Origin of the sequence: Aquipuribacter sp. SD81 (assembly GCF_037153975.1) — a bacterium.
GTDB lineage: Bacteria > Actinomycetota > Actinomycetes > Actinomycetales > JBBAYJ01 > Aquipuribacter.
Map to the genome: position 1 here is coordinate 1 of NZ_JBBAYJ010000022.1, position 22,770 is coordinate 22,770.

Annotated in this window: 26 protein-coding genes and 1 other RNA gene; 20 read left to right on the forward strand and 7 right to left on the reverse strand. The window is 76.0% G+C overall.

All coding sequences use genetic code 11. The features are described 5' to 3' along the window. Positions 1-182 precede the first annotated feature (182 nt). Positions 183-550: a transfer-messenger RNA gene (gene ssrA / locus WAA21_RS13415) on the forward strand. A gap of 51 nt (positions 551-601) precedes the next feature. Here ssrA and WAA21_RS13420 read toward each other — a convergent pair. Further along, positions 602-1,516, reverse strand: coding sequence for a diacylglycerol/lipid kinase family protein (locus tag WAA21_RS13420; RefSeq protein WP_336923325.1), 915 nt, complete (start codon positions 1,514-1,516; stop codon positions 602-604). 79 nt (positions 1,517-1,595) lie between these two features. Next, positions 1,596-2,267: a DUF305 domain-containing protein gene (locus WAA21_RS13425; protein WP_336923326.1), complete on the reverse strand. Its 672-nt coding sequence runs from the start codon at positions 2,265-2,267 to the stop codon at positions 1,596-1,598. A 326-nt stretch (positions 2,268-2,593) separates the two neighbouring features. Here WAA21_RS13425 and WAA21_RS13430 point away from each other — a divergent pair, with 326 nt between their 5' ends. Next, positions 2,594-3,928, forward strand: coding sequence for an LVIVD repeat-containing protein (locus WAA21_RS13430; RefSeq protein WP_336923328.1), 1,335 nt, complete (start codon positions 2,594-2,596; stop codon positions 3,926-3,928). Between the two features lie 152 nt (positions 3,929-4,080). After that, on the forward strand, positions 4,081-5,016 hold the full coding sequence (locus WAA21_RS13435; RefSeq protein WP_336923329.1) for a ribokinase: 936 nt from the start codon (positions 4,081-4,083) through the stop codon (positions 5,014-5,016). 48 nt (positions 5,017-5,064) lie between these two features. On the opposite strand, the gene WAA21_RS13440 is transcribed toward WAA21_RS13435, so the two are convergent. Then, positions 5,065-5,307, reverse strand: coding sequence for a hypothetical protein (locus WAA21_RS13440; protein ID WP_336923330.1), 243 nt, complete (start codon positions 5,305-5,307; stop codon positions 5,065-5,067). A gap of 209 nt (positions 5,308-5,516) precedes the next feature. On the opposite strand from WAA21_RS13440, the gene WAA21_RS13445 reads away from it, so the two are divergent. Continuing rightward, a complete protein-coding gene (locus WAA21_RS13445; RefSeq protein WP_336923331.1) occupies positions 5,517-6,911 on the forward strand; it encodes an NAD-dependent malic enzyme in 1,395 nt (464 codons plus the stop codon). Then, a complete protein-coding gene (locus WAA21_RS13450) occupies positions 6,908-7,507 on the forward strand; it encodes a YqgE/AlgH family protein (RefSeq protein ID WP_336923332.1) in 600 nt (199 codons plus the stop codon). The genes WAA21_RS13445 and WAA21_RS13450 overlap by 4 nt, the downstream gene beginning before the upstream one ends. A gap of 29 nt (positions 7,508-7,536) precedes the next feature. On the opposite strand, the gene WAA21_RS13455 is transcribed toward WAA21_RS13450, so the two are convergent. Further along, positions 7,537-8,409, reverse strand: a complete 873-nt coding sequence (locus WAA21_RS13455) for a GTP-binding protein LepA (RefSeq protein ID WP_336923333.1) — start codon at positions 8,407-8,409, stop codon at positions 7,537-7,539. A gap of 121 nt (positions 8,410-8,530) precedes the next feature. On the opposite strand from WAA21_RS13455, the gene WAA21_RS13460 reads away from it, so the two are divergent. Then, positions 8,531-8,860, forward strand: coding sequence for a DUF3039 domain-containing protein (locus WAA21_RS13460; RefSeq protein WP_336923334.1), 330 nt, complete (start codon positions 8,531-8,533; stop codon positions 8,858-8,860). Further along, on the forward strand, positions 8,857-10,665 hold the full coding sequence (locus WAA21_RS13465; protein ID WP_336923335.1) for a DEAD/DEAH box helicase: 1,809 nt from the start codon (positions 8,857-8,859) through the stop codon (positions 10,663-10,665). The genes WAA21_RS13460 and WAA21_RS13465 overlap by 4 nt, the downstream gene beginning before the upstream one ends. Before the next feature lie 49 nt (positions 10,666-10,714). Here the strand turns inward: WAA21_RS13465 and WAA21_RS13470 are convergent, their stop codons facing one another. After that, positions 10,715-11,335, reverse strand: coding sequence for a cysteine hydrolase family protein (locus WAA21_RS13470; protein ID WP_336923336.1), 621 nt, complete (start codon positions 11,333-11,335; stop codon positions 10,715-10,717). Further along, positions 11,332-12,627 (reverse strand): nicotinate phosphoribosyltransferase, encoded by a 1,296-nt coding sequence (locus tag WAA21_RS13475; protein WP_336923337.1) that lies wholly within the window; start codon positions 12,625-12,627, stop codon positions 11,332-11,334. Before WAA21_RS13475 ends, WAA21_RS13470 begins: the two co-directional genes overlap by 4 nt. Positions 12,628-12,739: 112 nt before the next feature. On the opposite strand from WAA21_RS13475, the gene clpS reads away from it, so the two are divergent. Genes clpS through WAA21_RS13490 form a run of 3 tightly spaced genes read left to right on the forward strand, consistent with a single transcriptional unit; the run spans position 12,740 to position 14,267 of the window. After that, complete coding sequence (clpS, locus tag WAA21_RS13480) at positions 12,740-13,078, forward strand: ATP-dependent Clp protease adapter ClpS (RefSeq protein ID WP_442893293.1); 339 nt, start codon at positions 12,740-12,742, stop codon at positions 13,076-13,078. 1 nt (position 13,079) lies between these two features. After that, the gene (locus tag WAA21_RS13485; RefSeq protein WP_336923338.1) at positions 13,080-13,799 is read left to right on the forward strand and encodes a DUF2017 family protein; all 720 of its coding nucleotides are present in this window, start codon (positions 13,080-13,082) and stop codon (positions 13,797-13,799) included. A 54-nt stretch (positions 13,800-13,853) separates the two neighbouring features. Beyond that, positions 13,854-14,267, forward strand: coding sequence for a M67 family metallopeptidase (locus WAA21_RS13490; RefSeq protein ID WP_336923339.1), 414 nt, complete (start codon positions 13,854-13,856; stop codon positions 14,265-14,267). A gap of 20 nt (positions 14,268-14,287) precedes the next feature. Here WAA21_RS13490 and WAA21_RS13495 read toward each other — a convergent pair whose 3' ends face one another. After that, positions 14,288-14,839, reverse strand: coding sequence for a pyridoxamine 5'-phosphate oxidase family protein (locus tag WAA21_RS13495; protein ID WP_336923340.1), 552 nt, complete (start codon positions 14,837-14,839; stop codon positions 14,288-14,290). An 85-nt stretch (positions 14,840-14,924) separates the two neighbouring features. On the opposite strand from WAA21_RS13495, the gene WAA21_RS13500 reads away from it, so the two are divergent. The 10 genes from WAA21_RS13500 to WAA21_RS13545 all read left to right on the forward strand — a co-directional run bounded on the left by WAA21_RS13500 (position 14,925) and on the right by WAA21_RS13545 (position 22,765). Then, a complete protein-coding gene (locus WAA21_RS13500; protein WP_336923341.1) occupies positions 14,925-15,224 on the forward strand; it encodes a MoaD/ThiS family protein in 300 nt (99 codons plus the stop codon). Positions 15,225-15,232: 8 nt separating this feature from the next. Then, positions 15,233-16,180, forward strand: coding sequence for a PLP-dependent cysteine synthase family protein (locus WAA21_RS13505; protein WP_336923342.1), 948 nt, complete (start codon positions 15,233-15,235; stop codon positions 16,178-16,180). An 18-nt stretch (positions 16,181-16,198) separates the two neighbouring features. Beyond that, entirely contained in the window at positions 16,199-17,023 is an 825-nt protein-coding gene (murI, locus tag WAA21_RS13510) for a glutamate racemase (RefSeq protein ID WP_336923343.1), read from the forward strand. Then, positions 17,020-17,802, forward strand: a complete 783-nt coding sequence (locus tag WAA21_RS13515) for an MBL fold metallo-hydrolase (protein WP_336923344.1) — start codon at positions 17,020-17,022, stop codon at positions 17,800-17,802. The genes murI and WAA21_RS13515 overlap by 4 nt, the downstream gene beginning before the upstream one ends. Positions 17,803-17,868: 66 nt before the next feature. After that, positions 17,869-18,633 (forward strand): ribonuclease PH, encoded by a 765-nt coding sequence (gene rph / locus WAA21_RS13520; protein ID WP_336923345.1) that lies wholly within the window; start codon positions 17,869-17,871, stop codon positions 18,631-18,633. A gap of 11 nt (positions 18,634-18,644) precedes the next feature. Then, positions 18,645-19,286: an RdgB/HAM1 family non-canonical purine NTP pyrophosphatase gene (gene rdgB, locus WAA21_RS13525; RefSeq protein WP_336923346.1), complete on the forward strand. Its 642-nt coding sequence runs from the start codon at positions 18,645-18,647 to the stop codon at positions 19,284-19,286. A 63-nt stretch (positions 19,287-19,349) separates the two neighbouring features. Continuing rightward, positions 19,350-20,069: a response regulator transcription factor gene (locus tag WAA21_RS13530; RefSeq protein WP_336923347.1), complete on the forward strand. Its 720-nt coding sequence runs from the start codon at positions 19,350-19,352 to the stop codon at positions 20,067-20,069. Continuing rightward, on the forward strand, positions 20,066-21,112 hold the full coding sequence (locus WAA21_RS13535) for a sensor histidine kinase (RefSeq protein WP_336923348.1): 1,047 nt from the start codon (positions 20,066-20,068) through the stop codon (positions 21,110-21,112). Before WAA21_RS13530 ends, WAA21_RS13535 begins: the two co-directional genes overlap by 4 nt. 49 nt (positions 21,113-21,161) lie before the next feature. Next, positions 21,162-21,842 (forward strand): redoxin domain-containing protein, encoded by a 681-nt coding sequence (locus WAA21_RS13540; RefSeq protein ID WP_336923349.1) that lies wholly within the window; start codon positions 21,162-21,164, stop codon positions 21,840-21,842. Positions 21,843-21,853: 11 nt separating this feature from the next. Beyond that, positions 21,854-22,765, forward strand: a complete 912-nt coding sequence (locus WAA21_RS13545) for a cytochrome c biogenesis CcdA family protein (RefSeq protein ID WP_336923350.1) — start codon at positions 21,854-21,856, stop codon at positions 22,763-22,765. Positions 22,766-22,770: the final 5 nt, after the last annotated feature.

The following is a 22,770-nucleotide window of genomic DNA, read 5'->3' on the forward strand; positions in this document are numbered from 1 at the left end:
GTAGGACACCGCCGGACACCCTTTGAGGACAGGCCGCCCCCACCCGGGGGCGGCCTGTCCTGCATGTCCGGGGTCCGTGTCGACGGGGCGACCGTCGCGCGGCCCTGGCCCGAGCCGCGTCCCACGGGGACGGCGGAATACGGGCTTGACCGCCGGCGCTATGCTGGTGCGACAACTACACAGGGGGTGACAGGTTTCGACGGCAGTCGTCGAGCCAGGGGAAGCGGGTCGAGAAGCGCAGGTCATCTCGCTAACGTCCCTGCGAAACCAATAGCTGCCGATTCCAAGCGCAGCGACTTCCAGCTCGCCGCCTGAGCGAGTTCTGAAGTCCGTCGGCCCGGGCGTGCTCCCGTCCCGGTGACCGGCGTCGACTAGGGAGCCACTGGGTCCGTCCTCCGTCACCGGGGCCGGACCGACACCTGGGTGACTGAGCCCGTCGACGACTTGCTTGCGTGATCGTCGGGGCCGAGAAACTCAGCAGCAAGCTGCACCCGGAGAAGCCCTGGTCGTTCACTGTCGGACGCGGGTTCAATTCCCGCCACCTCCACCGCGTCACCCGAGGACGCCGCCCTCTCCGGAGGGCGGCGTCCTCGTCGCATCGTCACGGAGCGACGATTGACCACGCCTCCGGCACGACCCGCCACGTGCGCTGAGCCACGGGGTCCGAGAGCTCGCCGTCGGCGTCGACGGAGAAGGCGTCGTCACCGACCGCGGACACCTCGACGGTGTCGTGCGCCTCGACGCCGGTGACGTCCTGGCGGACGTGGTGCCGGCCGTGCCGCAGCGCGGCGGCGTAGGCGAGGCGTGCGGCCCACCCCGTGGAGCGCGAGACGGTCACCTGCGCCCGCCCCGAGAACGGGTCGGCGTTCGGTGCGACCGGAGCGCCGCCACCGATGGTGCGGCCGAGCCCCACCGCCACCATGAGCAGCCGCTGCCCGCCGTCATGCACCTCGCGGCCGTCCACACGGACCCTCAGGTGCCAGCCCCGCGTCCGCAGCCCGGCGACGACCGCCGCCGCCGAGTAGGCGGCCCCGCCGAGCACCGACTTGGTCGAGGCCGCCTCCTCAGCCGTCCGGGCGGCCGCGGCCCCGACGCCGACGTGCGCGGCGTTCACGACCACCTGCTCCTCGTCGTCGAGGAGGACGGCCATGGGTCGGGCGGCCCCGCGTACCGCCAGGCGCGCCGCCGCCGGGACGTCGAGCGGCACGCCGACCCCGCGGGCCAGGTCGTTCCCGGTGCCGAGCGGGAGCAGGGCCACCGCCACCGCTGCGTCCCTCTCCGTGCCGGCACGACGCCGGTCGTGCATCACCTGCACGAGCCGGTGCACGCTCCCGTCGCCTCCGAGCACGACGAGACGCTCGGGCTCACCGTCGAGGACGGCCCGGAGGTGGTCGTCGCCGGCGACCCGCTCGACGTCCACGGCGGCGTGCGCGCGCAGGGCGTCCAACGCGGCCGCGACGTCGTCCGGGGACTCCTGGGCCTTCACCTCGCTGACGACCGCGACGACCCGACCCATCCGACGACCCTACGGCCCGGTCCGTGCAGGCACGAGGTGCTGCAGGCCGAGCGCCGCCGGACGTCGGGCCGAGCGCGGCTCAGGAGACGTCGGCGAGGAGCTCCTCCATGCGCGAGATCTCGACCGACTGCTTGAGCGCCGTGTCCTCCACCATCTCGACGATCCGGTAGTTGCGGGCGCCGGCCGCATCGGCCGCCATGTCGAGCGCGCCCTCGTGGTGGGCGATCATCAGCTCGAGGAAGAGGCGGTCGAACTCGGCGCCCCGGGCGGCGTCGAGCGCCAGCATCTGCTCCGTCGTCGCCATGCCCTGCATGAGCTCGTGCCCGTGGTCGTCCTCGTCCGCGCGGGCCAGGCCGTTCGACTCCAGCCACCCCTGCATCGCGTCGATCTCCGGCCCCTGCCCGTCGTAGATGCGGTCCGCCAGGGTGAGGACGCGCTCGTCCTCGGCGCGGTCGGGAGCCAACGCCGCCATCTCCAGCGCCTGGGCGTGGTGGGGGACCATGGCGCGCACGAACGCGACGTCGGCCTCGTCCCACGCCGCGACGTTGGACATGGACCCCACCTCGCCCGGCTCGATGGTGGTCGTCGGCTCGCCGGGTCGGCCGGGGACGACGACGGGGACGTCGGCGGCCGTGTAGGCGATGGTCGCGGGCGGCGGGGCGGCCTCGGTGCCGCCCCCGCACGCGCTCAGGCCGGCCGCGACGGCGACCGTGGAGGCGAGTAGGACGGGGCGGAGGAGTCGGTGGAGCACGCGGCTGTCCCAAGGGTCTCGACGGGCATCGACAGGGCGAGGGTACGTCAGGCGTGCGGCGCTCCGACAGGTCCGGCCGAACGGCCGGTCAGCCGTCGGTCACAATGACCCCGGTCGCCCACCCGTGTTCCCGTTCCGGTCGATCGTTATCGATCCGTGACCAAGTTCGCCCTTTTGCGCCGACGGCCGCCAGGACAGGCTGTGTCATCCAGCCCGGACGGTCGGGAACCGCCGACGCAGGCGGTCCCGACCACCCTGACCCCGGAGGTCGTCCCACCATGACAGCAGCCCTTCGACCCAGGCGCTCGCGCGTCCTGGGTGCCGTGATGGCGGCGTCCGTCGCCATCGGCCTGGCCGCGTTCGCGCCCGCCGCCGCGGCGGACGTGCTCGAGCCCGGCGAGATCGACAAGAGCAAGAACATGCACCTGCTCACGAACATCCCCAAGAACGGGGCCTTCGCGAGCGAGGGCGCCTTCAGCAGCGACCTCGCCTTCAAGGGGGACTACGCCTTCGCCGGCAACTACAACGGCTTCACGGTCTACGACATCAAGAACCCGCGGAAGGCCAGGCAGGCTCTGCAGGTCGCGTGCCCCGGCTCGCAGAACGACATCACGGTCTACGGCGACCTCATGTTCCTGTCCGTCGACTCCACGCGCACCGACGACAGCTGCAACAGCTCCTCCCTGAGCAGCCTCGCGGACGCGCAGGCGGGCAACTACTGGGAGGGCATCCGCATCTGGGACATCAGCGACCCGCTGGCGCCCGTGTACGTCAAGTCGGTCGCCACCGACTGCGGCTCGCACACCCACACGCTCGTCCCGGACGGCGACACCGTGTACGTCTACGTGTCGTCCTACGGCCCCAACCCGAACCTCGCGAACTGCCAGCCGCCGCACGACAAGATCTCGATCGTCGAGGTGCCGGTGGACGACCCGACCGCTGCAGCGGTCATCGCCGAGCCGGTGCTCTTCCCGGACGGTGGGCTCACGACGCGCACGGCCGGCTGCCACGACATCACCGCGTACCCGGAGGTGGGCCTCGCGGCCGGCGCCTGCATGGGTGAGGGCGTCGTCATGGACATCGAGGACCCGGCGAACCCGGTCCTGCTCGACCGCGTCGCGGACACCGAGAACTTCGCCTTCTGGCACTCGGCGACCTTCAACAACGACGCCACGACCGTGATGTTCACCGACGAGCTCGGCGGCGGCGGTGGCGCGACGTGCAACCCGGCCGTCGGGCCGAACAAGGGCGCCAACGCCTACTACACGCTGTCGGACGGCGAGCTGTCGTTCGAGAGCTACTTCAAGATCCCGCGCGAGCAGTCGAGCACCGAGAACTGCGTCGCCCACAACGGCTCGCTCATCCCGGTGAAGGGCAAGGACGTGATGGTCCAGGCCTGGTACCAGGGCGGCATCAACGTCGTGGACTTCACCGACCCGGCCAACCCGGTCGAGATCGGCCACTTCGACCGCGGTCCGCTCTCGGACGAGCGCCTGATCATCGGTGGCTCGTGGTCGGCGTACTACTACGACGGCTACATCTACTCCAACGACATCCAGCAGGGCCTGGACGTGCTGGAGATCCGTGACCGTCGCGTCGCGAACGGCAAGTCCGGCAAGTACGCCGAGGACTTCAACCCGCAGACGCAGCCGCAGTACTGACGGTCGGGTCCCAGGACCCGCACCGGACGACCGCACCGACGGGCCCGGTCCCCTCTCGCGAGGGGGCCGGGCCCGTCGGCGTCCCGGCGCGCGCCAGGGCCGGCAGGGTCGTGCGGCGGCCCCGACGGGCGGCCGCTGGCAGACTGCGGGAGGTGAGCGGCCGGGTCGTCGTCGTCGGCAGCGCCAACGTCGACCTCGTCCTCCCGGTGGCGCGCGTCCCCCGTGCCGGCGAGACCGTCCTCGCCACGGGCCCGGCCCGACGGCACCCGGGCGGCAAGGGCCTGAACCAGGCGGTCGCGGCCGCGCGCGCCGGCGCCGAGGTCACCTTCGTGGGCGCCGTGGGCGACGACGACGGCGGGCGTTGGCTGCGGGCCGTGCTCGCGGACGAGGGCGCGACGACCGACCACGTGCTCGTCGCCGACGCCCCCACGGGCGCCGCCCACGTGCTCGTGCAGGACGACGGCGACAACGCGATCGTCGTGGTGCCCGGCGCCAACGCGACGGTCACGGCCCTGCCGGGCCCCGCGCTCGCCGCCCTGGCCGGGGCTCCGGTCGTGCTCGTCCAGCTGGAGGTCGGCTCCGCGCTCGTGGCCGACACCCTGGGCCACGCGCGGGACGCCGGGGCGTGCGTGGTCCTCAACGCGGCCCCCGCCACGCCGGAGGCGACGGACCTCCTCGCCGACGTGGACGTGCTCGTCGTCAACGAGCACGAGGCGCTGGCCCTGCGACCGGGGTCCCCGGGGGTGCGCGAGGCGGCTCGACGGCTGGTCCGCTCCGGAGGGGACGGGCGGCCACGCGACGTGGTCGTCACCCTCGGCGCGGCCGGAGCGCTGCTGTGCAGCCGCGACGGCCGTGAGCTGACGGTCGCCGCGCCGCCCGCAGACGTCGTCGACACCACGGGGGCGGGGGACGCCGCCGTCGGTCACCTCGCAGCGGGGCTCGCCGCGGGGCGTGGGCTCGAGGAGGCGCTGCGTCGGGCGTGCGCGGCCGGTTCGCTCGCCGTACGCACGGCGGGGGCCGTTCCGTCTCTGCCCGACGCCGCCGCGGTCGACCGGCTGCTCGCCGGCGCGGAGCGTCCCGGCCGCTGAGCCCCGGCCCCGACCGCTCGGCCGGGCGCCGGGGCGGCCGCGAGGGCCTCAGCCGTCCGTGCTCTCCTCCTCGACCTCCTGCTCGACGTCCTCGCCGGCGTCCTCGACGTCCTCACCGGCGTCCTCGACGCCCTGCTCGACGTCCTCGCCGGCGTCCTCGACCTCCTGCTCGACGCCGTCGTCGACGACGTCGTCGCCGCAGCCGGCCAGGCCGAGCACCGCCGCGGCGGCGACGGCGACGACCGCGGGGGCGCGTCGGGCGAGGGTGCTTCGGGTGCGGGACGTGCTCATGGTGCCTCCTGGGGGTCGCTGCCCCGCCGGTCGACGAGGCCGTCCGCCGGACGCTAGGGGCCACCGGGTGGCCCCGCACGTCGTGACGAGCTCCGGTGCGGGCGGGGCGGGGCGCGGGAGAGCCCGCTGCGAGGCGGACGAACAGGGTGAGGGGCGCGGCACGTGCGACGGAGGTGGACCGGGACCCCGCCGCACGACAGGATCGGCCCATGCCCACCGCGAGCGTGTCGTACTCGGTCACGATCCGCCTCGAGCTGCCCGCCCGGCCCACCGCCGTCAGCGAGCTCACGACCGTCATGGAACGCTGCGGCGCCATCGTCACCGCCCTCGACGTCACCGCCTCCGGCCACGGGCGCCTCGCCGTCGACGTCACGGCGGCCACGCGCGGGCAGGAGCACGCCGAGGAGCTCGTCGCGGCGATGCGGGACATCGAGGGCGTCGAGATCGGCAAGGTGTCCGACCGGGTCTTCCTCGCGCACCTCGGGGGCAAGCTGGAGGTGCGGAGCAAGGTCCCGCTGCGCAACCGCGACGACCTCTCCCTCGCCTACACCCCCGGGGTCGCGCGCGTGTGCGAGGCCATCGCCCGCAACCCCGAGGACGCCCGTCGCCTCACGATCAAGCGCAACACCGTCGCGGTCGTCACGGACGGGTCGGCCGTCCTCGGTCTCGGCAACCTCGGCCCGCTCGCGGCGCTGCCGGTCATGGAGGGCAAGGCGGTCCTGTTCAAGCGCTTCGCCGACGTCGACGCGTTCCCGATCTGCCTCGACACCCAGGACACCGAGGAGATCATCGCCGCGGTCAAGGCCATCGCCCCCGTCTTCGCCGGCATCAACCTCGAGGACATCGCCGCGCCGCGCTGCTTCGAGGTGGAGCGACGGCTGCGCGACGAGCTCGACATCCCGGTGTTCCACGACGACCAGCACGGCACGGCGATCGTCGTGCTGGCCGCCCTCACCAACGCGCTCGCGGTCGTGGGCAAGGACGTCGGCGAGGTGCGCCTCGTCATGTCCGGGGCGGGTGCCGCGGGCACGGCGGTCCTCAAGCTGCTGCTGGCCGCGGGCGTCCGGGACGCGGTCGTCGTCGACGTCGACGGCATCATCCACCGGGAGCGGCCCGGCCTCGCCCCGGAGCTGGCGTGGACCGCCGACAACACGAACTCCCGCGGCATGAGCGGCACCCTGCGGGATGCGCTCGTGGGCGCCGACGTGTTCGTGGGTCTGTCGGCCGGCGGCATCCTCGCCGGGGACGACATCGCGACGATGGCCGAGGACTCGATCGTGTTCGCGCTCGCCAACCCGACGCCCGAGGTGGACCCCGCGGAGGCTTCGGAGCACGCGGCCGTCGTCGCCACGGGCCGCAGCGACTTCGCCAACCAGATCAACAACGTGCTCGCGTTCCCCGGCGTCTTCCGCGGCCTCATCGACGCCCGGAGCCGGACGGTCGACGAGGCGATGCTGCTGGCCGCGGCGAGGGCGCTGGCCGGGACCGTCAACCCCGAACAGCTCAACGCGACCTACATCGTGCCCAGCGTGTTCAACACGGACGCCACCACCGCGGTGGCCGCGGCCGTCGAGCGCGCCGCCAAGGGCGCTCCGCCGGCGTGATCGGCCGCGACGCGCTCGGGCCGCTGCTCCCGCCGCCGCCACCGGCGCCGCGGGCGGGGGCGCTGCTCGTCGCGCACCCGTCGCTGGTCGACCCGAACTTCCGGGCGACCGTCGTGCTGCTGCTGAACCACTCCGAGGAGGGCAGCCTCGGGCTCGTGCTCAACCGGCCCCTCGTCAGCGACGTCGCGGACGTGCTCCCGGTGTGGCACGACCACGTGACCGAGCCGCCGCACCTGTTCCAGGGCGGTCCGGTCGGGCTGGACTCGGCGATCGGGCTCGCCCGGCTGCCCGGCGACGACGGCGAGCCGCCGGGGCTCAAGCGCCTCGTCGGCTCGATCGCGGTCGTCGACCTCGACGCCCCGCCGGAGATCGTGGCGCCCGCGGCCGCGGGCCTGCGCGTTTACGCCGGGCACGCCGGCTGGGGCGCGGGCCAGCTCGACGACGAGCTCGCCGAGGGCGCGTGGTTCGTCGTCGACTCCGAGCCGGGCGACGGCTTCCGGGGGGACACCGAGACGCTGTGGCGCGACGTGCTGCTGCGCCAGACCACGACGGTCGCGCTCGCCGCCACCTACCGCGGCGACCCCGAGGTCAACTGACACGCACGCGCCAGGGCGGAGGGTGCCGCTCAGACCAGTGCAATGCCGCCGGGGGTGCGCGCCGGCGGAGCCGCGCGACCGAGGTCGAGGGCCTCGCGCAGCGCACGCGCCACGAAGGGCGGGAGCTGCAGGCCCGCGCCCTCGCGCACGAGCAGCTCCTGCGCGACGCGCTGCACGGGCGACACGAAGCGGTCGACGCCCGCGTCGCCGGCGAGGGCGCCCGCCACCCGGCCGAAGGCCGCGGCGTTCGCCGGGGTCGTCGCCCCGATCGGGCGGTAGGTGCGGGTGCGCACGACCCGGCACAAATGCAGCTGCCACGGGCTGAGGCGCTGCCGGTGCAGCAGGGCGGAGTTGCGGTAGTAGGCGAAGTGCGTCGACTCCTGCCCCCGGATCGGCCCGACGGCGGTCTCGGCGAAGCCGCGCGCCCCCAGCGCGACCAGCCGCTTCCTCAGCAGGTCGTAGCCGACGGCGGTGAGGCGCTCGTGCATGGCGCCGACCGACAGGTAGAGGAACATGAGCGCGTCGTGGACCCCCGGCAGGTGCGCGAGGGCGCCCGCGACCCGCAGCGACCGGCTGATGGCCGTGAGCTCCGGCTGCGAGGGCGGGAGCCCGACCTCGGCCTGCAGCCGGTCGAACACCCAGCCGTGCGGCAGCTCCTGCTCCTCCCACACGCGGATGAAGCGCCGCGTGGTGTCGTCGGCCTGAGGGAGCAGCACCTGCAGCTCCAGCACGTTGCGCTCCACCTCGCGCTCCACGCGCGCGAAGTAGTCGAGGCTCGGGCCGAGCTCCTCGCGGACCACGCGCGCGTCGCGGACCGAGTAGTCGACGGCGGCGAGGTCGATGGGGCCCTCGGCCTCCATCCGGTCGAGCTGCGCGTCGATGTCGATGCTGGAGAGGGACACAGGACCTCCGGGGACGGGTCGGCGGCACGGGAGCGGCATCCGGCGCGGGTCGGCCGCGCCCGTCGTGCACAGGACGTCCGGCACCGCCTGCGGCGGCGGATGGGGTCCTACACTCGAGGTCATGTCGGAGCCGTCCTTCCCGTCCGCCCCCACGGGGCCGGGCGCGCCCGCGACCCAGCCGGCCGGCACGGCGGTGCTCGAGCCCGAGCGCACGGTCGAGCCCGCCGACCCGGGTGACCACGAGCGCTTCGCGCACTACGTGAAGAAGGACAAGATCGTCGCCAGCGCCGTGACGGGCGAGCCGCTCACGGCCCTGTGCGGCAAGGTGTGGGTGCCGAGCCGGGACCCGAAGAAGTTCCCGGTGTGCCCGACGTGCAAGGAGATCTACGAGGGCCTCAAGCCGGGCGGTGGCGACGAGGGCTCCGGCTCCGGCTCCGGATCGGACCGTTGAGCGGGGCGCACCGCCCCGTCCCCCAGCACCAGCCCGAGCACCCCAGCACCGCCGCTGCGGCGCAGCTGCCGCCGGCGTTCCCCGAGCGCGCCGCGTGGGGGACGGCCGGGGCGCTGCGTCGCTGGCAGCGCGAGGCGCTGGAGGCCTACCGCAGCCGGGCGCCACGCGACTTCCTCGCCGCCGCCACCCCCGGCGCGGGCAAGACGACCTTCGCCCTGCGGGTGGCGACGGAGCTGCTCGCGGCGCGGACCGTCGAGCGGGTCGTCGTCGTGTGCCCGACGGAGCACCTGAAGACCCAGTGGGCCGACGCCGCGTCGCGGGTGGGGGTGCGGCTCGACCCGTCGTTCCGCAGCACCGCGGGCACCCTCGCCGCCGGTTACGACGGGGTCGTCGTCACGTACGCGCAGGTGGGGCTGCGCCCGCACGTGTTCGCGGGCCGCTGCCGCGCCCGGCGCACCCTGGTGGTGCTCGACGAGATCCACCACGCGGGCGACGCGCGCTCGTGGGGCGACGGCGTCGCGGAGGCCTTCGAGGACGCCGAGCGGCGGCTCGCCCTCACCGGGACGCCGTTCCGCTCCGACACCTCGCCCATCCCCTTCGTCACGTACGTGCAGGAGCCGGACGGCTCGCGGCGCTCGCGCCCGGACTGGACGTACGGCTACGGCGACGCGCTCGCGGACGGCGTCGTGCGTCCCGTCCTGTTCCTCGCCTACGCCGGCAACATGCGCTGGCGCACGCGCGCGGGCGACGAGGTCGCCGCGCGCCTCGGCGAGCCGCTCACCAAGGACCTCACCGCCCAGGCCCTGCGCACCGCCCTCGACCCCGTCGGGCAGTGGGTGCCGGCCGTGCTCGGCGCCGCGGACCGTCGCCTGACGGAGGTCCGCCGCACCGTGCCGGACGCCGGCGGCCTCGTCATCGCGACCGACCAGGCCTCCGCCCGCGCGTACGCCGCGCTGCTGCACCGGCTGAGCGGCGAGCGGCCCACCGTCGTGCTGTCCGACGACCCCGACGCCTCCGCGGGCATCGAGTCCTTCGCGGCGGCCGGGGAGGAGGGGCCGCGCTGGATGGTCGCGGTGCGCATGGTGTCGGAGGGCGTCGACGTGCCCCGCCTCTCGGTCGGGGTGTGGGCGACGACCACCGCGACACCGCTGTTCTTCGCGCAGGCCGTCGGCCGGTTCGTGCGGGCGCGGCGACGGGGCGAGACCGCGTCCGTGTTCCTGCCCAGCGTGCCGCAGCTGCTGCGCTACGCCGCCGAGCTCGAGGTGGCCCGCGACCACGTGCTGGACCGGCCGCGCCGCTCCGACCCCGACGACCTGTGGTCGCCGGAGGAGGAGCTGCTCGCCGAGGCCCGCGCGGAACGGTCCACGCCGGGCGCCGAGGAGCTGCCGTTCGAGGCGCTGGAGTCCGACGCCGCCTTCGACCGCGCGGTGTACGACGGCGACGAGTTCACCAACCACACGTCGTGGGCGGGCGAGGACGACGGCGACGGCGAGCAGGCCCTGCTCGCGCTGCCCGGCCTCGTCGAGGCCGACGAGATGGGCGAGCACCTGCGCCGCCGTCCGTCCCGCGCCGCGGCCGCGCCCCCGGCCGAGCCCGTGCCGGTCGTCGACCACCGGGCGGTCGCGGCGGCGCGCAAGGAGCTGAGCGGCCTCGTCGGTGCCTACGCGCGGCGCACCGGCAGCCCGCACGCCGTCGTGCACGCCCGGCTGCGCTCGACGTGCGGCGGCCCGCCGGTGCCGGAGGCGGACCTGCACCAGGTGCGGGCCCGCGTCGACACGGTCCGGCGCTGGCTGCTCACCGGCTGACGCAGGCTGTCGAGCCGGTCGACCGACCTCGGCCCGCTGCCGACGGCTCTCACACCACGGCGACGCCGAGGCCACGCAGCTCGGCGAGCGCGCGCTCGCCGTCGCCCGCCTGAGCCTCGACGAAGCGGGTGAGCGCGACCGGGTACACCGTCTGGTAGCCGAGGCCCACGGCGTCGCGCGCGGTCGCCGCCACGCACACGTCGCCCGCGAGCCCCGTCACGACGACGCGCCGCACCCCGCGCTCGTCGAGGAGGCGCTGCAGCGCCGTCCGCTCGACGTCGCCGGTGACGGGGTCGCGCACCGAGAACCCCGAGTAGCCGTCGCCGCCGTCGCTGCCCTTGCGCACGACCGGGTCGTCGGGGCCCACGTCGAGGCCGTCGACCAGCTCGGCGCCCCACGTGCCCGCGACGCAGTGGACCGGCCACGGCCCGCCGTCGGTGTCGAAGTGCGGCGTGCGGGGCGGGTGCCAGTCCTGCGTGAGGACGACGGGCGCGCCCGCCGCCCGCGCCGCGGCCAGGTGCGGTCGCAGCAGGGCCGCGAGGTCCTCGCCGCCGGCGACGTGGAGCCCGCCCGCCGGGTCGGCGAAGTCGTTCTGGAGGTCGACGACCAGCAACGCCGTCGAGGCGTCGTAGCCGACCTCCGAGGGGTCCGGGCCAGGAGCTGCGCTCATGGCTCCCCAACGTACGTCGTGGGGAACGCGGGGTCGCCCTCGGACAGGCTGAGCGCGTCCCACGGCAGCTGCCCGAGCCGCTCGGCGAGCCGCGTCCGCGCCGTGGCGAGGTCCACCGCGCCGTCCGCGCCGGGCACCCGGGCTCCGTCCCGCAGCAGCGGGACGAGGGGGGAGGTGTCACCGGGCAGGTCGGCGACCTCCGCGGCGCCGGAGACCACGACCTCCTCGGTCGCGATGCCCGAGGCCCGGTGCCGTCGCACGACGTGGTGGCGCCCGGCGTGCGTCGCCTTGCCCGAGGAGCGCTTGGCCACCGGGCGACCGTCGACCTCGACGAGCTTGTACACGAGCCCCGCCGTCGGGGCGCCGCTGCCCGTCACCACGGACGTGCCGACCCCGTAGGCGTCGACCGGGGCGCCGGACAGCCGGGCGATGCCGTGCTCGTCGAGGTCGCCGGACACGACGATGCGGGTCCCGGTGGCGCCGAGGTCGTCGAGCAGGCCGCGGGCGAAGCGCGCGTGCACGGCGAGGTCGCCGGAGTCGATGCGCACCGCGCCGAGGCCGGGGCCGGCCACCTCGACCGCGGTGCGGATGCCCTCGGCGATGTCGAACGTGTCGACGAGCAGCGTCGTGCCGGTGCCCTGGGCCGCCACCTGGGCCGCGAAGGCGTCCCGCTCGCTGTCGTGCAGCAGGACGAAGGCGTGCGCAGCGGTGCCCGCGGTCGGGACGGCGTGCCGGAGCCCGGCCTCGAGGTTGCTCGTGGAGGCGAAGCCCGCGAGGTACGTGGCCCGGGCGGCGTCGACCGCGGCGGCCTCGTGCGTGCGCCGGGAGCCCATCTCGACGATCGGGCGGCCCTCGGCGGCGACGACCATGCGGGCCGCCGCGGCGGCGACCGCGCAGTCGTGGTTGAGGATGCTGAGCACGACCGTCTCCAGCAGCACGCCCGTCGCGAACGGGGCCCGCACCTGCAGCAGCGGGGAGCCGGGCACGTGGAGCTCGCCGTCGGCGTAGCCGTCGACGTCGCCGTCGAAGCGGTAGTCCGCGAGCCACCGGCACGTCCGCTCGTCGACGACGCCCGTGGCCTGCAGGTGCTCGAGCTCGTCGTCGTCGAACCGCAGGCCCTCGAGCACCTCCAGCACGCGGGCCTGTCCCGCGACGACCCCGAACCGGCGTCCGGCCGGCAGCCGGCGCGCGAACACCTCGAAGGTGCACTCGCGGTCGGCGGTGCCGTCGGCGAGGGCCGCCTGCACCATGGTCAGCTCGTAGCGGTCGGTGGCGAGGGCGGGGACACGCACCCGACCACGCTAGCGCCGGGGCGCGCGGGCGCCCCGGGGCGCGGACCCGCGCGGGACGGTCCGGGGCGCGCACCGGGTCCCGCCGGCCGCGACGGGTGCCTACGCTGTCGGGGTGGCACTCGACCTGCCCGTGCTCGCCGTCGGCGAGCCGGAGGCCCCCGGCACCTCGCCCGGAGCCGGCACGGCGCTCGCGGAGGAGCCCGTCCAGCAGCTGCCGGGCACGTGGACGACGGTCGTGTGGAACGACCCGGTCAACCTCATGTCGTACGTGTCGTACGTGTTCCGCACCTACTTCGGGTTCCCCCGCGAGAGGGCCGAGGAGCTCATGATGCGGGTGCACAACGAGGGCCGCGCCACCGTGAGCTCCGGGAGCCGGGAGAAGATGGAGACCGACGTCAGCGCCATGCACCGCTACGGCCTGTGGGCGACCCTGCAGCGCGAGGCGGCCTGAGGTGGCGCAGCGGATGACCGCGATGGTCCGCCGTCGCCGTGACGGCCACGTCGCCTTCGACCTCGACGTGGTCCACGCCGGGGTGGTCGCGGAGGCGCTCGAGCAGACCCGGGCCGTCCTCGCCGAGGGGGAGGGCGCGCCCTCCGGCCCGGCCGCGACCGCCGGCCCCCCGGCGCCGGGCGGTGCGGGGGCAGGGCCGTCCCAGGAGGTCGACGACGAGTTCGAGGCCATCGTGTCGCGCCTCGGGGGCGAGGCGCCGGTGCCGGACGACCCGGTGCTGCGCCGCCTCCTGCCCGACGCGACGCTCGAGGACCCCGAGGAGGCCGCCGAGTTCCGCCGCCTCGCGGGGGCCGGCGTCCGCGACGCGAAGGTCGCGGCCATCGACTCGGTCCTGGAGGACCTCGCCCTGCTGCGCCGCCAGGACGGTGGCGTCGTGGTCGCGCCCGACCGCGCGCAGGCGTGGCTCACCGCCCTCAACGACTGCCGCCTCGCGCTCGGCACCCTGCTCGCCCTGGGCGAGGACGACGACCTGCACGCCGAGCTCGACGCCTACGAGGCCGAGCTGCTCGCGGAGGCGGCGGCCGGCGACGACGACGCCGAGGACGCGGACACCGACGGCTCGGCGGCCGGGACGGAGCGGGCGCTGCGCGCCTACCGCATCGCGGTCTACGACTTCCTGTCCGCGCTGCTGGAGATGGTGGTGCGGGCCGTCGACCGCTGAGCCGCCACGACGGGTGCGAGGACCGCGCCACCGGCCCCGCACTAGGCTCGCGCCGTGCTGCGCCTCCGCCGCTCCCTGCTCGACGCCGTCGTGGAGCACGCGCGCCGCGACCATCCCGACGAGGCGTGCGGTGTGATCGCCGGACCCGAGGGCAGCGACGACCCGCAGCGGCTCGTGCCCATGCTGAACGCGGCGCGCTCACCGACGTTCTACGAGTTCGACAGCGGCGAGCTGCTCCGGCTGTACCGCGAGATGGACGAGCGCGGCGAGGACCCGGTCGTCGTCTACCACTCCCACACCGCGACGGAGGCGGCGCCCTCGCGCACCGACGTCGCCCTCGCGTCCGAGCCCGGCGCCCACTACCTGCTGGTGTCGACGCGCGACCCGGACGCCGAGGAGGTCCGCAGCTTCCGGATCGTCGAGGGCGTCGTGACGGAGGAGCCGGTCGAGGTCGTCGAAGGCGCCTGAGCGACGTCCGCCAGCGACCGTCAGCGGCCGTCGTAGGGCGTCGACCACGAGCGCGAGGCGACCTGCCACGTGACCGGCACGTCGTGGTGGCGCAGGTCGGCGACGTCGAGCGGGTGGATGCGCCGCCCCGTCACCCGCTCCGTCGCGATGCGGATCCACACGTCCCGGACCCCCGGCGCCCACGGTGCGAGGGCGTCGGCGAGGTGGCGGGCGTCACCGGGCGGCTCGCGCCGCACGTCGACGGCGCCGCGGACCATCACCGACCAGCCGGTCCGGCGCAGGACGTCGGCCTCGTCGGCCTGGAAGGTGACGGCGCCCTCGCGCGCCCGGCGCTCCAGCAGGCTGCCGGCCGACGTCCGCAGCACGACGTGGCGGGCGTCGAGCGCGAAGGCGACCGGGAGCACCTCGACGCTGCCGTCGGGGTCCGTGAAGGCGACCCTGCCGGTGCCGGTGCCGGCGAGGTGCTGCAGGCACGCCGTCCGGTCGAGCACGCTCACCCGGCGGTCGGGGCCGCTGCCCGGACCCCAGGACGTGTCCGGCAGGTCGGGTGCGTCGTCGCTGTCGTCGTCCACCCCCCGAGGATCGACCGGTCCGGCGGCACGCACCCGGGCCCTAGGTCCCGGGAACAGCCGGGCCGCAGGCGTCGTTGCCGACGGCGTGACTGCTGCGGAGACGACCGGCGCCACCGGCGCGACCGTCCGGGTGCCCACGATCCTGCGGACCTACACCGGCGGTGAGAGGACGACGAGCGCGACCGGGTCGACGCTCGGTGAGCTGCTCGGCGACCTCGACGCGCGCCACCCCGGCATCGGCGAGCGCGTGCTCGACGGCGGCGCGCTGCGCCGGTTCGTCAACGTCTACGTCAACGACGAGGACGTGAGGTTCACCGGCGGCCTCGACACGCCCGTCGCGGACGGCGACGAGGTCACCATCCTCCCCGCCGTCGCGGGCGGCTGAGCCGACCGGTGCGCGCGCAGTCGCTGCTCGACACCGTCGGCGGCACCCCGCTCGTCCACCTCGCGCGGCTGTCGCCGTCGCCCACGGTCCGGCTGTGGGCGAAGCTCGAGGACCGCAACCCCACGGGCTCGGTCAAGGACCGTCCGGCGACGTGGATGGTCCGCGCCGCGGAGGCCGACGGGCGGCTGCGGCCGGGCGCGACCCTGCTGGAGCCGACGAGCGGCAACACGGGCATCTCGCTGGCGATGGCCGCACGGCGGGCGGGCTACCGCCTCGTCGTCGTGGTGCCGGAGAACGTGAGCGAGGAGCGGGTCCGGCTGCTCCGCCTGTACGGCGCCGAGGTGCGCTTCTCCCCGGCCGCGGGGGGCTCCAACGAGGCCGTCCGGGTCGCCCGCGGGCTGGCCGCCGACAACCCGGACTGGGTCATGCTCGACCAGTACGCCAACGAGGCCAACGCCCGCGCGCACTACGAGTCGACGGGCCCGGAGCTGCTCGACGACCTCCCCGAGATCACCCACTTCGTCGCCGGTCTCGGCACGACGGGCACGTTGATGGGCGCCGGGCGCTTCCTCAAGGAGAAGGTGCCGGACGTGCAGGTCGTCGCGGCGGAGCCGCGCTACGGCGAGCTGGTGTACGGGCTGCGCAACCTCGACGAGGGGTTCGTGCCGGAGCTGTACGACGAGACCGTCCTCGACCGGCGGTTCTCGGTCGGCCCGCGGGACGCGGTGCGGCGGACCCGCGAGCTGCTCGCCGAGGAGGGCATCTGGGCGGGGGTCTCGACCGGCGCGATCCTCCACGCCGCGCTCGGCGTCGCCGCCCGCGCGCAGCGGGCCGGTGAGCGCGCCGACATCGCCTTCCTCGTGTGCGACGGCGGCTGGAAGTACCTGTCGACGGGTGCCTTCGACGGCGACCTCGACGCCGCCGAGGAGGCGCTCGAGGGTCGTCTGTGGGCGTAGGCGCGTAGCATCCGGGCCGTGCTGGAGGAGCTCGACGCCCCCATCGGGATCTTCGACTCGGGGGTCGGCGGGCTCACCGTGGCCCGGGCGGTGCTCGACCAGCTGCCGCACGAGCCGATCCGCTACCTCGGCGACACCGCCCGCACGCCGTACGGCCCGCGGCCGATCGCCGAGGTGCGCCGCTTCGCGCTGGACTGCCTGGACCGCCTCGTCGACGACGGCGTGAAGCTGCTGGTGATCGCGTGCAACTCCGCGAGCGCCGCCATGCTGCGCGACGCGCGCGAGCGCTACGACGTCCCCGTCGTGGAGGTGATCCAGCCCGCGGTGCGCCGCGCGGTCGCCGCGACGCGCTCGGGGCGGGTCGGGGTGATCGGGACCCGCGCGACGGTCTCCTCCGGCGCGTACGAGGACGCCTTCGCCGCCGCCGTCCACCTCGACCTCACGACGCGCGCGTGCCCGCGCTTCGTGGAGTTCGTCGAGCAGGGGGTGACGAGCGGGCCGGAGCTGCTCGCGGTCGCGGAGGAGTACCTGCAGCCGGTGCGCCGGGCCGGGGTCGACACCCTCGTGCTCGGCTGCACGCACTACCCGCTGCTCACCGGGGTGATCGGCTACGTCATGGGGGAGGACGTCACGCTCGTGTCGAGCGCGGAGGAGACCGCCAAGGACGTGTACCGCGTCCTCACCCGGCACGGCCTGCACCGCCCCGACGACGCGCCCCCGCCCCGGCACCGCTTCCTCGCGACCGGGGACGCCGCGTCGTTCCGCGCGCTCGCCGGCCGCTTCCTCGGGCCCGTCGTCGGGGCGGTCGAGCTGTCGAGCGCGCCGAGCGGGAGCCCCGTGTGAGGCTCACCGTCGTCGGCTGCGCCGGCTCGTTCCCGGGACCGGACTCCGCCGCCTCGTGCTACCTCGTCGAGGCGCCCGCGGCGGACGGCACGACCACGCGGGTCGTGCTCGACCTCGGCAGCGGCGCGCTCGGGCCGCTGCAGCGCCACCTCGACCCGCGTGCGCTCGACGCGGTCCTGCTGTCGCACCTGCACGCCGACCACTGCCTCGACCTCACCGGCCTGTACGTCATGCAGCGGCACCACCCCGACGGCCCGGCGCGCCGCCGTGTCCCGGTGCACGGGCCGTCCGGCACCGGCGCGCGGCTCGCGCGCGGGTACGACCTCGACGACCCCGCCGCCATGTCCGGCGAGCTCGACGTCCGAGAGTGGCGGCCCGGGGTGCCGGTCCGGGTCGGCGGCCTCACCGTGACGGCGTTCCCGGCCCGGCACCCGGTCGAGGCGTACGCGCTGCGGGTGGTCGGCCCGGGCGCGGACGGCCGCGAGCGGGTGCTCGCGTACTCCGGCGACACCGACAGCTGCGACGGCCTGCTCGACGCCGCCCGCGGCGCCGACCTGCTGCTGTGCGAGGCCGCGTTCGTCGAGGGCCGCGACACCGAGCGCGGCATCCACCTGACGGGCCGGCGGGCGGCGGAGGCGGCGCGCGAGGCGGGGGTCCGTTCGCTGCTGCTCACGCACGTGCCCGCCTGGAACGACCCCGGCGTCGCCGAGCGGGAGGCACGGGAGGTCCTCGACGGGCCGGTGGCGACCGCCCGTCCCGGGCTCGCCGTCGAGGTGTGAGCGAGGTCGACCGCCGTGCCGACCGTCCCGACGGGGTGGTCGGCGCGCGCGCATAGGGTGTCGCGCGTGACCTCCCCCCGCCACGACGGCCGTGCCCCCGACCAGCTCCGCGAGGTCCGCCTCACGCGCGGCTGGACCGACAACCCCGAGGGCAGCGTGCTCGTGGAGTTCGGCCGCACCCGGGTCATGTGCACCGCGAGCTTCACCCCGGGCGTGCCGCGCTGGCGCAAGGGCTCCGGGCAGGGGTGGGTGACCGCGGAGTACGCGATGCTGCCGCGCTCGACCTCGACGCGCAGCGACCGCGAGTCCGTCAAGGGCCGCGTCGGCGGGCGCACGCACGAGATCTCCCGGCTCGTGGGCCGCGCGCTGCGCGCGGTCGTCGACACCGGCGCGCTGGGGGAGAACACCGTCCAGGTCGACTGCGACGTGCTGCAGGCCGACGGCGGCACCCGCACCGCGGCCATCACCGGCGCCTACGTCGCGCTCGCCGACGCGCTGGCGTGGGCGGTCGAGCAGGGCCACGTCGCCCGGGGCGCGAAGGCGCTCACCGGCAGCGTCGCGGCGGTCAGCGTCGGCGTGGTCGACGGGCGGCCCGTGCTCGACCTCGACTACCCGGAGGACGTCGACGCCGGCACCGACATGAACGTCGTGTGCACCGGCGACGGCCGGTTCGTCGAGGTGCAGGGCACGGCCGAGGGCACCCCCTTCGACCGGGCCGAGCTCGACGCGCTGCTCGACCTCGCCGTCGCCGGCTGCGCGGACCTCACCGCGCGGCAGCAGGAGGCGCTGGCCGCGCCGCTGCCCGGCGGGTCGGGCGGGCGCTCGTCGTGACGGTCCGGCTCGTGCTCGCCACCCGGAACGAGCACAAGGTCGTCGAGCTGCACCGCCTGCTCGCCCCGCACGTGCCCGGCCTCGCCGACGACGCCGTCGTCTCGGTCGCCGGGGCCGTGGCGCTCGGGCTGCCCGACCCGGGTGAGGTCGCGGAGACCGGGGTGACCTTCGCGGAGAACTCGCTGCTCAAGGCCCGTGCGGTCGCGGCCGCGACGGGCCTGCCCGCGGTCGCCGACGACTCCGGGCTGTGCGTCGCGGTGCTCGGCGGCGCCCCCGGGGTCTTCTCCGCGCGCTGGGCGGGCCGGCACGGCGACGACGCCGCGAACCTCCGGCTGCTGCTCGACCAGCTCGCCGACGTGCCCGAGCCGCACCGCGCGGCGTGGTTCGAGTGCGCCGCGGCGCTGTGCCTGCCCGACGGGGACGAGACGGTGACGACGGGCCGGCTGACGGGCACGCTCACCACCGCCCCGCGTGGCGACGGTGGCTTCGGCTACGACCCGGTGCTCGTGCCCGACGGGGACACGCGCACGTGCGCCGAGCTCGCGCCGGCGGAGAAGGACGCGATCAGCCACCGCGGGCAGGCGGTCCGCGCCCTGCTGCCGAGGCTCACCGACGTGCTGGGCGGGACGGGTGCCGGGCGGGGCGAGGTGTGACGGGACGGTGACGTCCCCGAGGACCGTGGCCCCCGCCCGGCGCGGCGCGCCTACGCTGCCAGCGTGCCGCGGGTCCTCGTCGTCGACGACGACCCGACCGTGCGCGAGGTCGTCCGCGCCTACCTGACCCGCGACGGCCACGACGTCGACGAGGCCGCGGACGCCGCGGCGGCCCTCGACTCCGCGCGCGTGCACGTCCCGGACCTGGTGGTGCTCGACGTCATGCTGCCGGGCGGCTCCGGTCTGGAGGTGTGCCGGGCGCTGCGGCGCGACCGGGCGGACGTGCCCGTCATCCTCCTCACGGCGCTCGGCGAGGAGGGGGACCGGGTCGCCGGCCTCGTCGCCGGGGCCGACGACTACGTCGCCAAGCCGTTCAGCCCCCGCGAGCTCGTGCTGCGGGTCCGTTCGGTCCTGCGCCGGACGACGGCGGCCGAGGCGCGGTCGGGGCCCGCCGAGGTGCTGCGGGACGGCGACCTCGAGGTCGACGTGGCCGCGCGGCGCGCCGCGCTCGCCGGGCGCGAGCTCGCCCTGACCGGCCGTGAGCTCGCGCTGCTCGAGCACCTGCTGCGCCACCCCGGGCAGGCCTTCTCGCGCGAGGACCTGCTGCGGCAGGTGTGGGGGTGGGACTTCGGCGACCTGTCGACGGTGACGGTCCACGTGCGGCGCCTGCGCCACAAGGTCGAGCCGGACCCCGGCCGGCCGCACCGGCTGGTGACCGTGTGGGGGGTCGGCTACCGCTGGGACGCGGGGGGCGGTCACGACGCGGGGGACGAGGGTCCGTGAGCGCCGCCGCGGAGGTCGTCCTCCTGGCCGCGGGGGTCGCCGTGGTCGTCGGCCTGGTCGGGGCCGTCGTGGTCGCCCTGCTCGCACGCCGTGCCGTGGCGGCGGCGGCGGTCGTCGCGCCCGTCGTGGCCGTCGCCTCCGTCGCCGCCGGCACCGCCGCGGCGGCCCGGGCGATGTTCCTGTCGCCGGAGGACCTCACGGTGGTCCTCGTCGTGCTCGCGGCGACCGTGCCGGTGGCCCTGCTCTTCGGCGGGCTGCTCGCCCGCCGCGTCTCGCTCGTCGTCCGCGGCGCGGCCGAGGCGGCCGCCGCCCGCCGCCGGGAGGCCGAGGTCGAGCAGCGCCGTCGCGAGCTCGTCGCGTGGGTGTCGCACGACCTGCGCACCCCGCTCGCGGGCATCCGCGCCATGGTCGAGGCGCTGGAGGACGGCCTCGCCGACGACCCCGCGCGCTACCTCGCACGCATCCGCACGGAGGCGAACCGCACGAGCGGGATGGTCGACGACCTGCTGACCCTGTCACGGCTGCAGTCGGCGGACGAGCCCGCCGACGGGGACGAGCCGGTCGACGTCGGCGACCTCGTGTCGGACTCCGTGGCCTCGGTGGCGCCGCTCGCGCGACGCCGGGGGGTCGCCCTCGTCGCGTCACCGCCGGACGGCGCGGACGTGCTGCGCGTGCGGGGACGGGACCGCGACCTCGGTCGCGCGGTCACCAACCTCGTCGTCAACGCCGTCCAGTACAGCCCGGACGGCGCCACCGTCCGCGTGCGGGCCGTCCGGGCGGGCGAGGGCGTCCTCGTGTCGGTCCGCGACGCGTGCGGCGGCCTCGACCCGGCGACCGCCGAGCGCATGTTCGAGCCGGGCTGGCGGGCGCAGCCAGCGAGGACCCCCGCGGCGCCCGACGGGCCGGGTGGGGCCGGTGCGGGCCTGGGGCTGGCGATCGTCCGCTCGGTCGCGGACCGGCACGGGGGCAGCGCCGCGGTGCGGGACGCGGGCGACGGCTGCGTCGCGGAGCTGTGGCTGCCTCGTGACGTCAGCACCTCGTAACCACCCGGGACCTGTCGCGGGCGCCGGTGCCGGCCGCACGATGGACGGCGTGAGCACCCCTGCGCGTCGCCGCCCGCCCCTCGCCCGCGTCCTGCCCGCCGTCCTGCCCGTCGTGCTGCTCGCCGTCGCCGCCTGCGGGGCGGACGACGGCGGGGACCCGGCGGACGGCTCCACCGGGACGGCGGCCGCCGGGACGACGACGGGGCCGATGACCCCGGAGCCGATGACGTCGGAGGGCATCACGTCGGAGCCCGTGACGTCGGAGCCCGTGACGTCGCAGCCCGTGGCGTCGGAGGGGGATGCCGCCGGTCCGACCGGCGTCCCGCCCGCCCTCGACTTCACCGCCACGACCCTCGACGGCGCCACCTTCGAGGGCGCCTCGCTCGCGGGGGCGCCCACGCTGCTGTGGTTCTGGGCGCCGTGGTGCACGGTGTGCGCGCGCGAGGCGCCCGAGGTCGCCGAGCTCGCCGCGGAGTACGAGGGCCGCGCGAACGTCGTGGGGGTGGCGGGGCTGTCGCGGGACGCCGAGGCGATGGCGGCGTTCGTCGAGCGCGGTGGGCTCGAGGACGTCGTGTCCCTCGCCGACCTCGACGGCACGCTGTACACGCGCTTCGGCGTCGCCTCGCAGTACGACTCCGTGATCCTCGACGCCGAGGGCGTGCCGATGCTCGTGTCCGGCCCGGTGCCGGTCGACGGGCTGCGCGCCGAGCTCGACGCGCTGCTGGGTTAGGCGGGCTCGGCGTGGACCCCGCCACCCTGTCGCTCGCGCTCGCCGCCGGGCTGCTCGCGGCGCTCAACCCGTGCGGCTTCGCCATGCTGCCCGCCTACCTCACGCTCGTGGTGCAGGGGGCGGCCGGGCCGGACGGCGCCGCCCCGTCCCGGCGGGTGCAGGCGACGGGCCGGGCGCTGCTCATGTCCGCGGCGATGACGCTCGGCTTCGTCGCCGTCTTCGGCGCCTTCGGGGCCGTGGCGGTGCCGCTGGCGCTGTCGGTGGAACGGTTCCTGCCGTGGGTCACCGTGGTCGTCGGCGTGCTGCTCGTGGGGGCGGGAGCCTGGCTGCTGGCCGGGCGCGAGCTCCGCGTCGTGGCGCCCCGGGCCGGGTCGGCCCCCACCGGCACCGCGTGGTCGATGGTCGGCTACGGCGTCGCCTACGCCCTCGCGAGCCTGTCGTGCACGGTCGCGCCGTTCCTCGCCGTGACGACGGCGGCCGTCACGACGGGCGGGCCGCTCGGCGCGGTCGCCGTGCTGCTCGTGTACGCCCTCGGCATGGGCGCCGTCGTCACGGTGCTCGCGGTGGCGGTGGCCCTCGCGCGCCGGGGCCTCGTCGACCGGCTGCGGCGGGCGACGCCCTTCGTCTCGCGGGCCAGCGGCGCGCTGCTCGCCGTCGCGGGCGGCTACGTCGCGTACTACGGCGTCTACGAGCTGCGGGTGCTCGCCGGCGGCGGGCTCGCCGACCCGGTCGTCGGCGGGGCGCTCGCGGTGCAGGGTGCCCTGTCCCGGGGCCTCGCAGCCGTCGGGCCGTGGCCGCTCGTCGCCGCGGCCGCGCTCGCGGTGGTCGTCGCCCTCGCGGCGACCCTCGCGGCGCGACGGCGTCACCCGGCGCGCGGTGCCGACCCGGCCGGGGTCCTCCCGCGGGAGATGACGGAGCGGTGACGGTC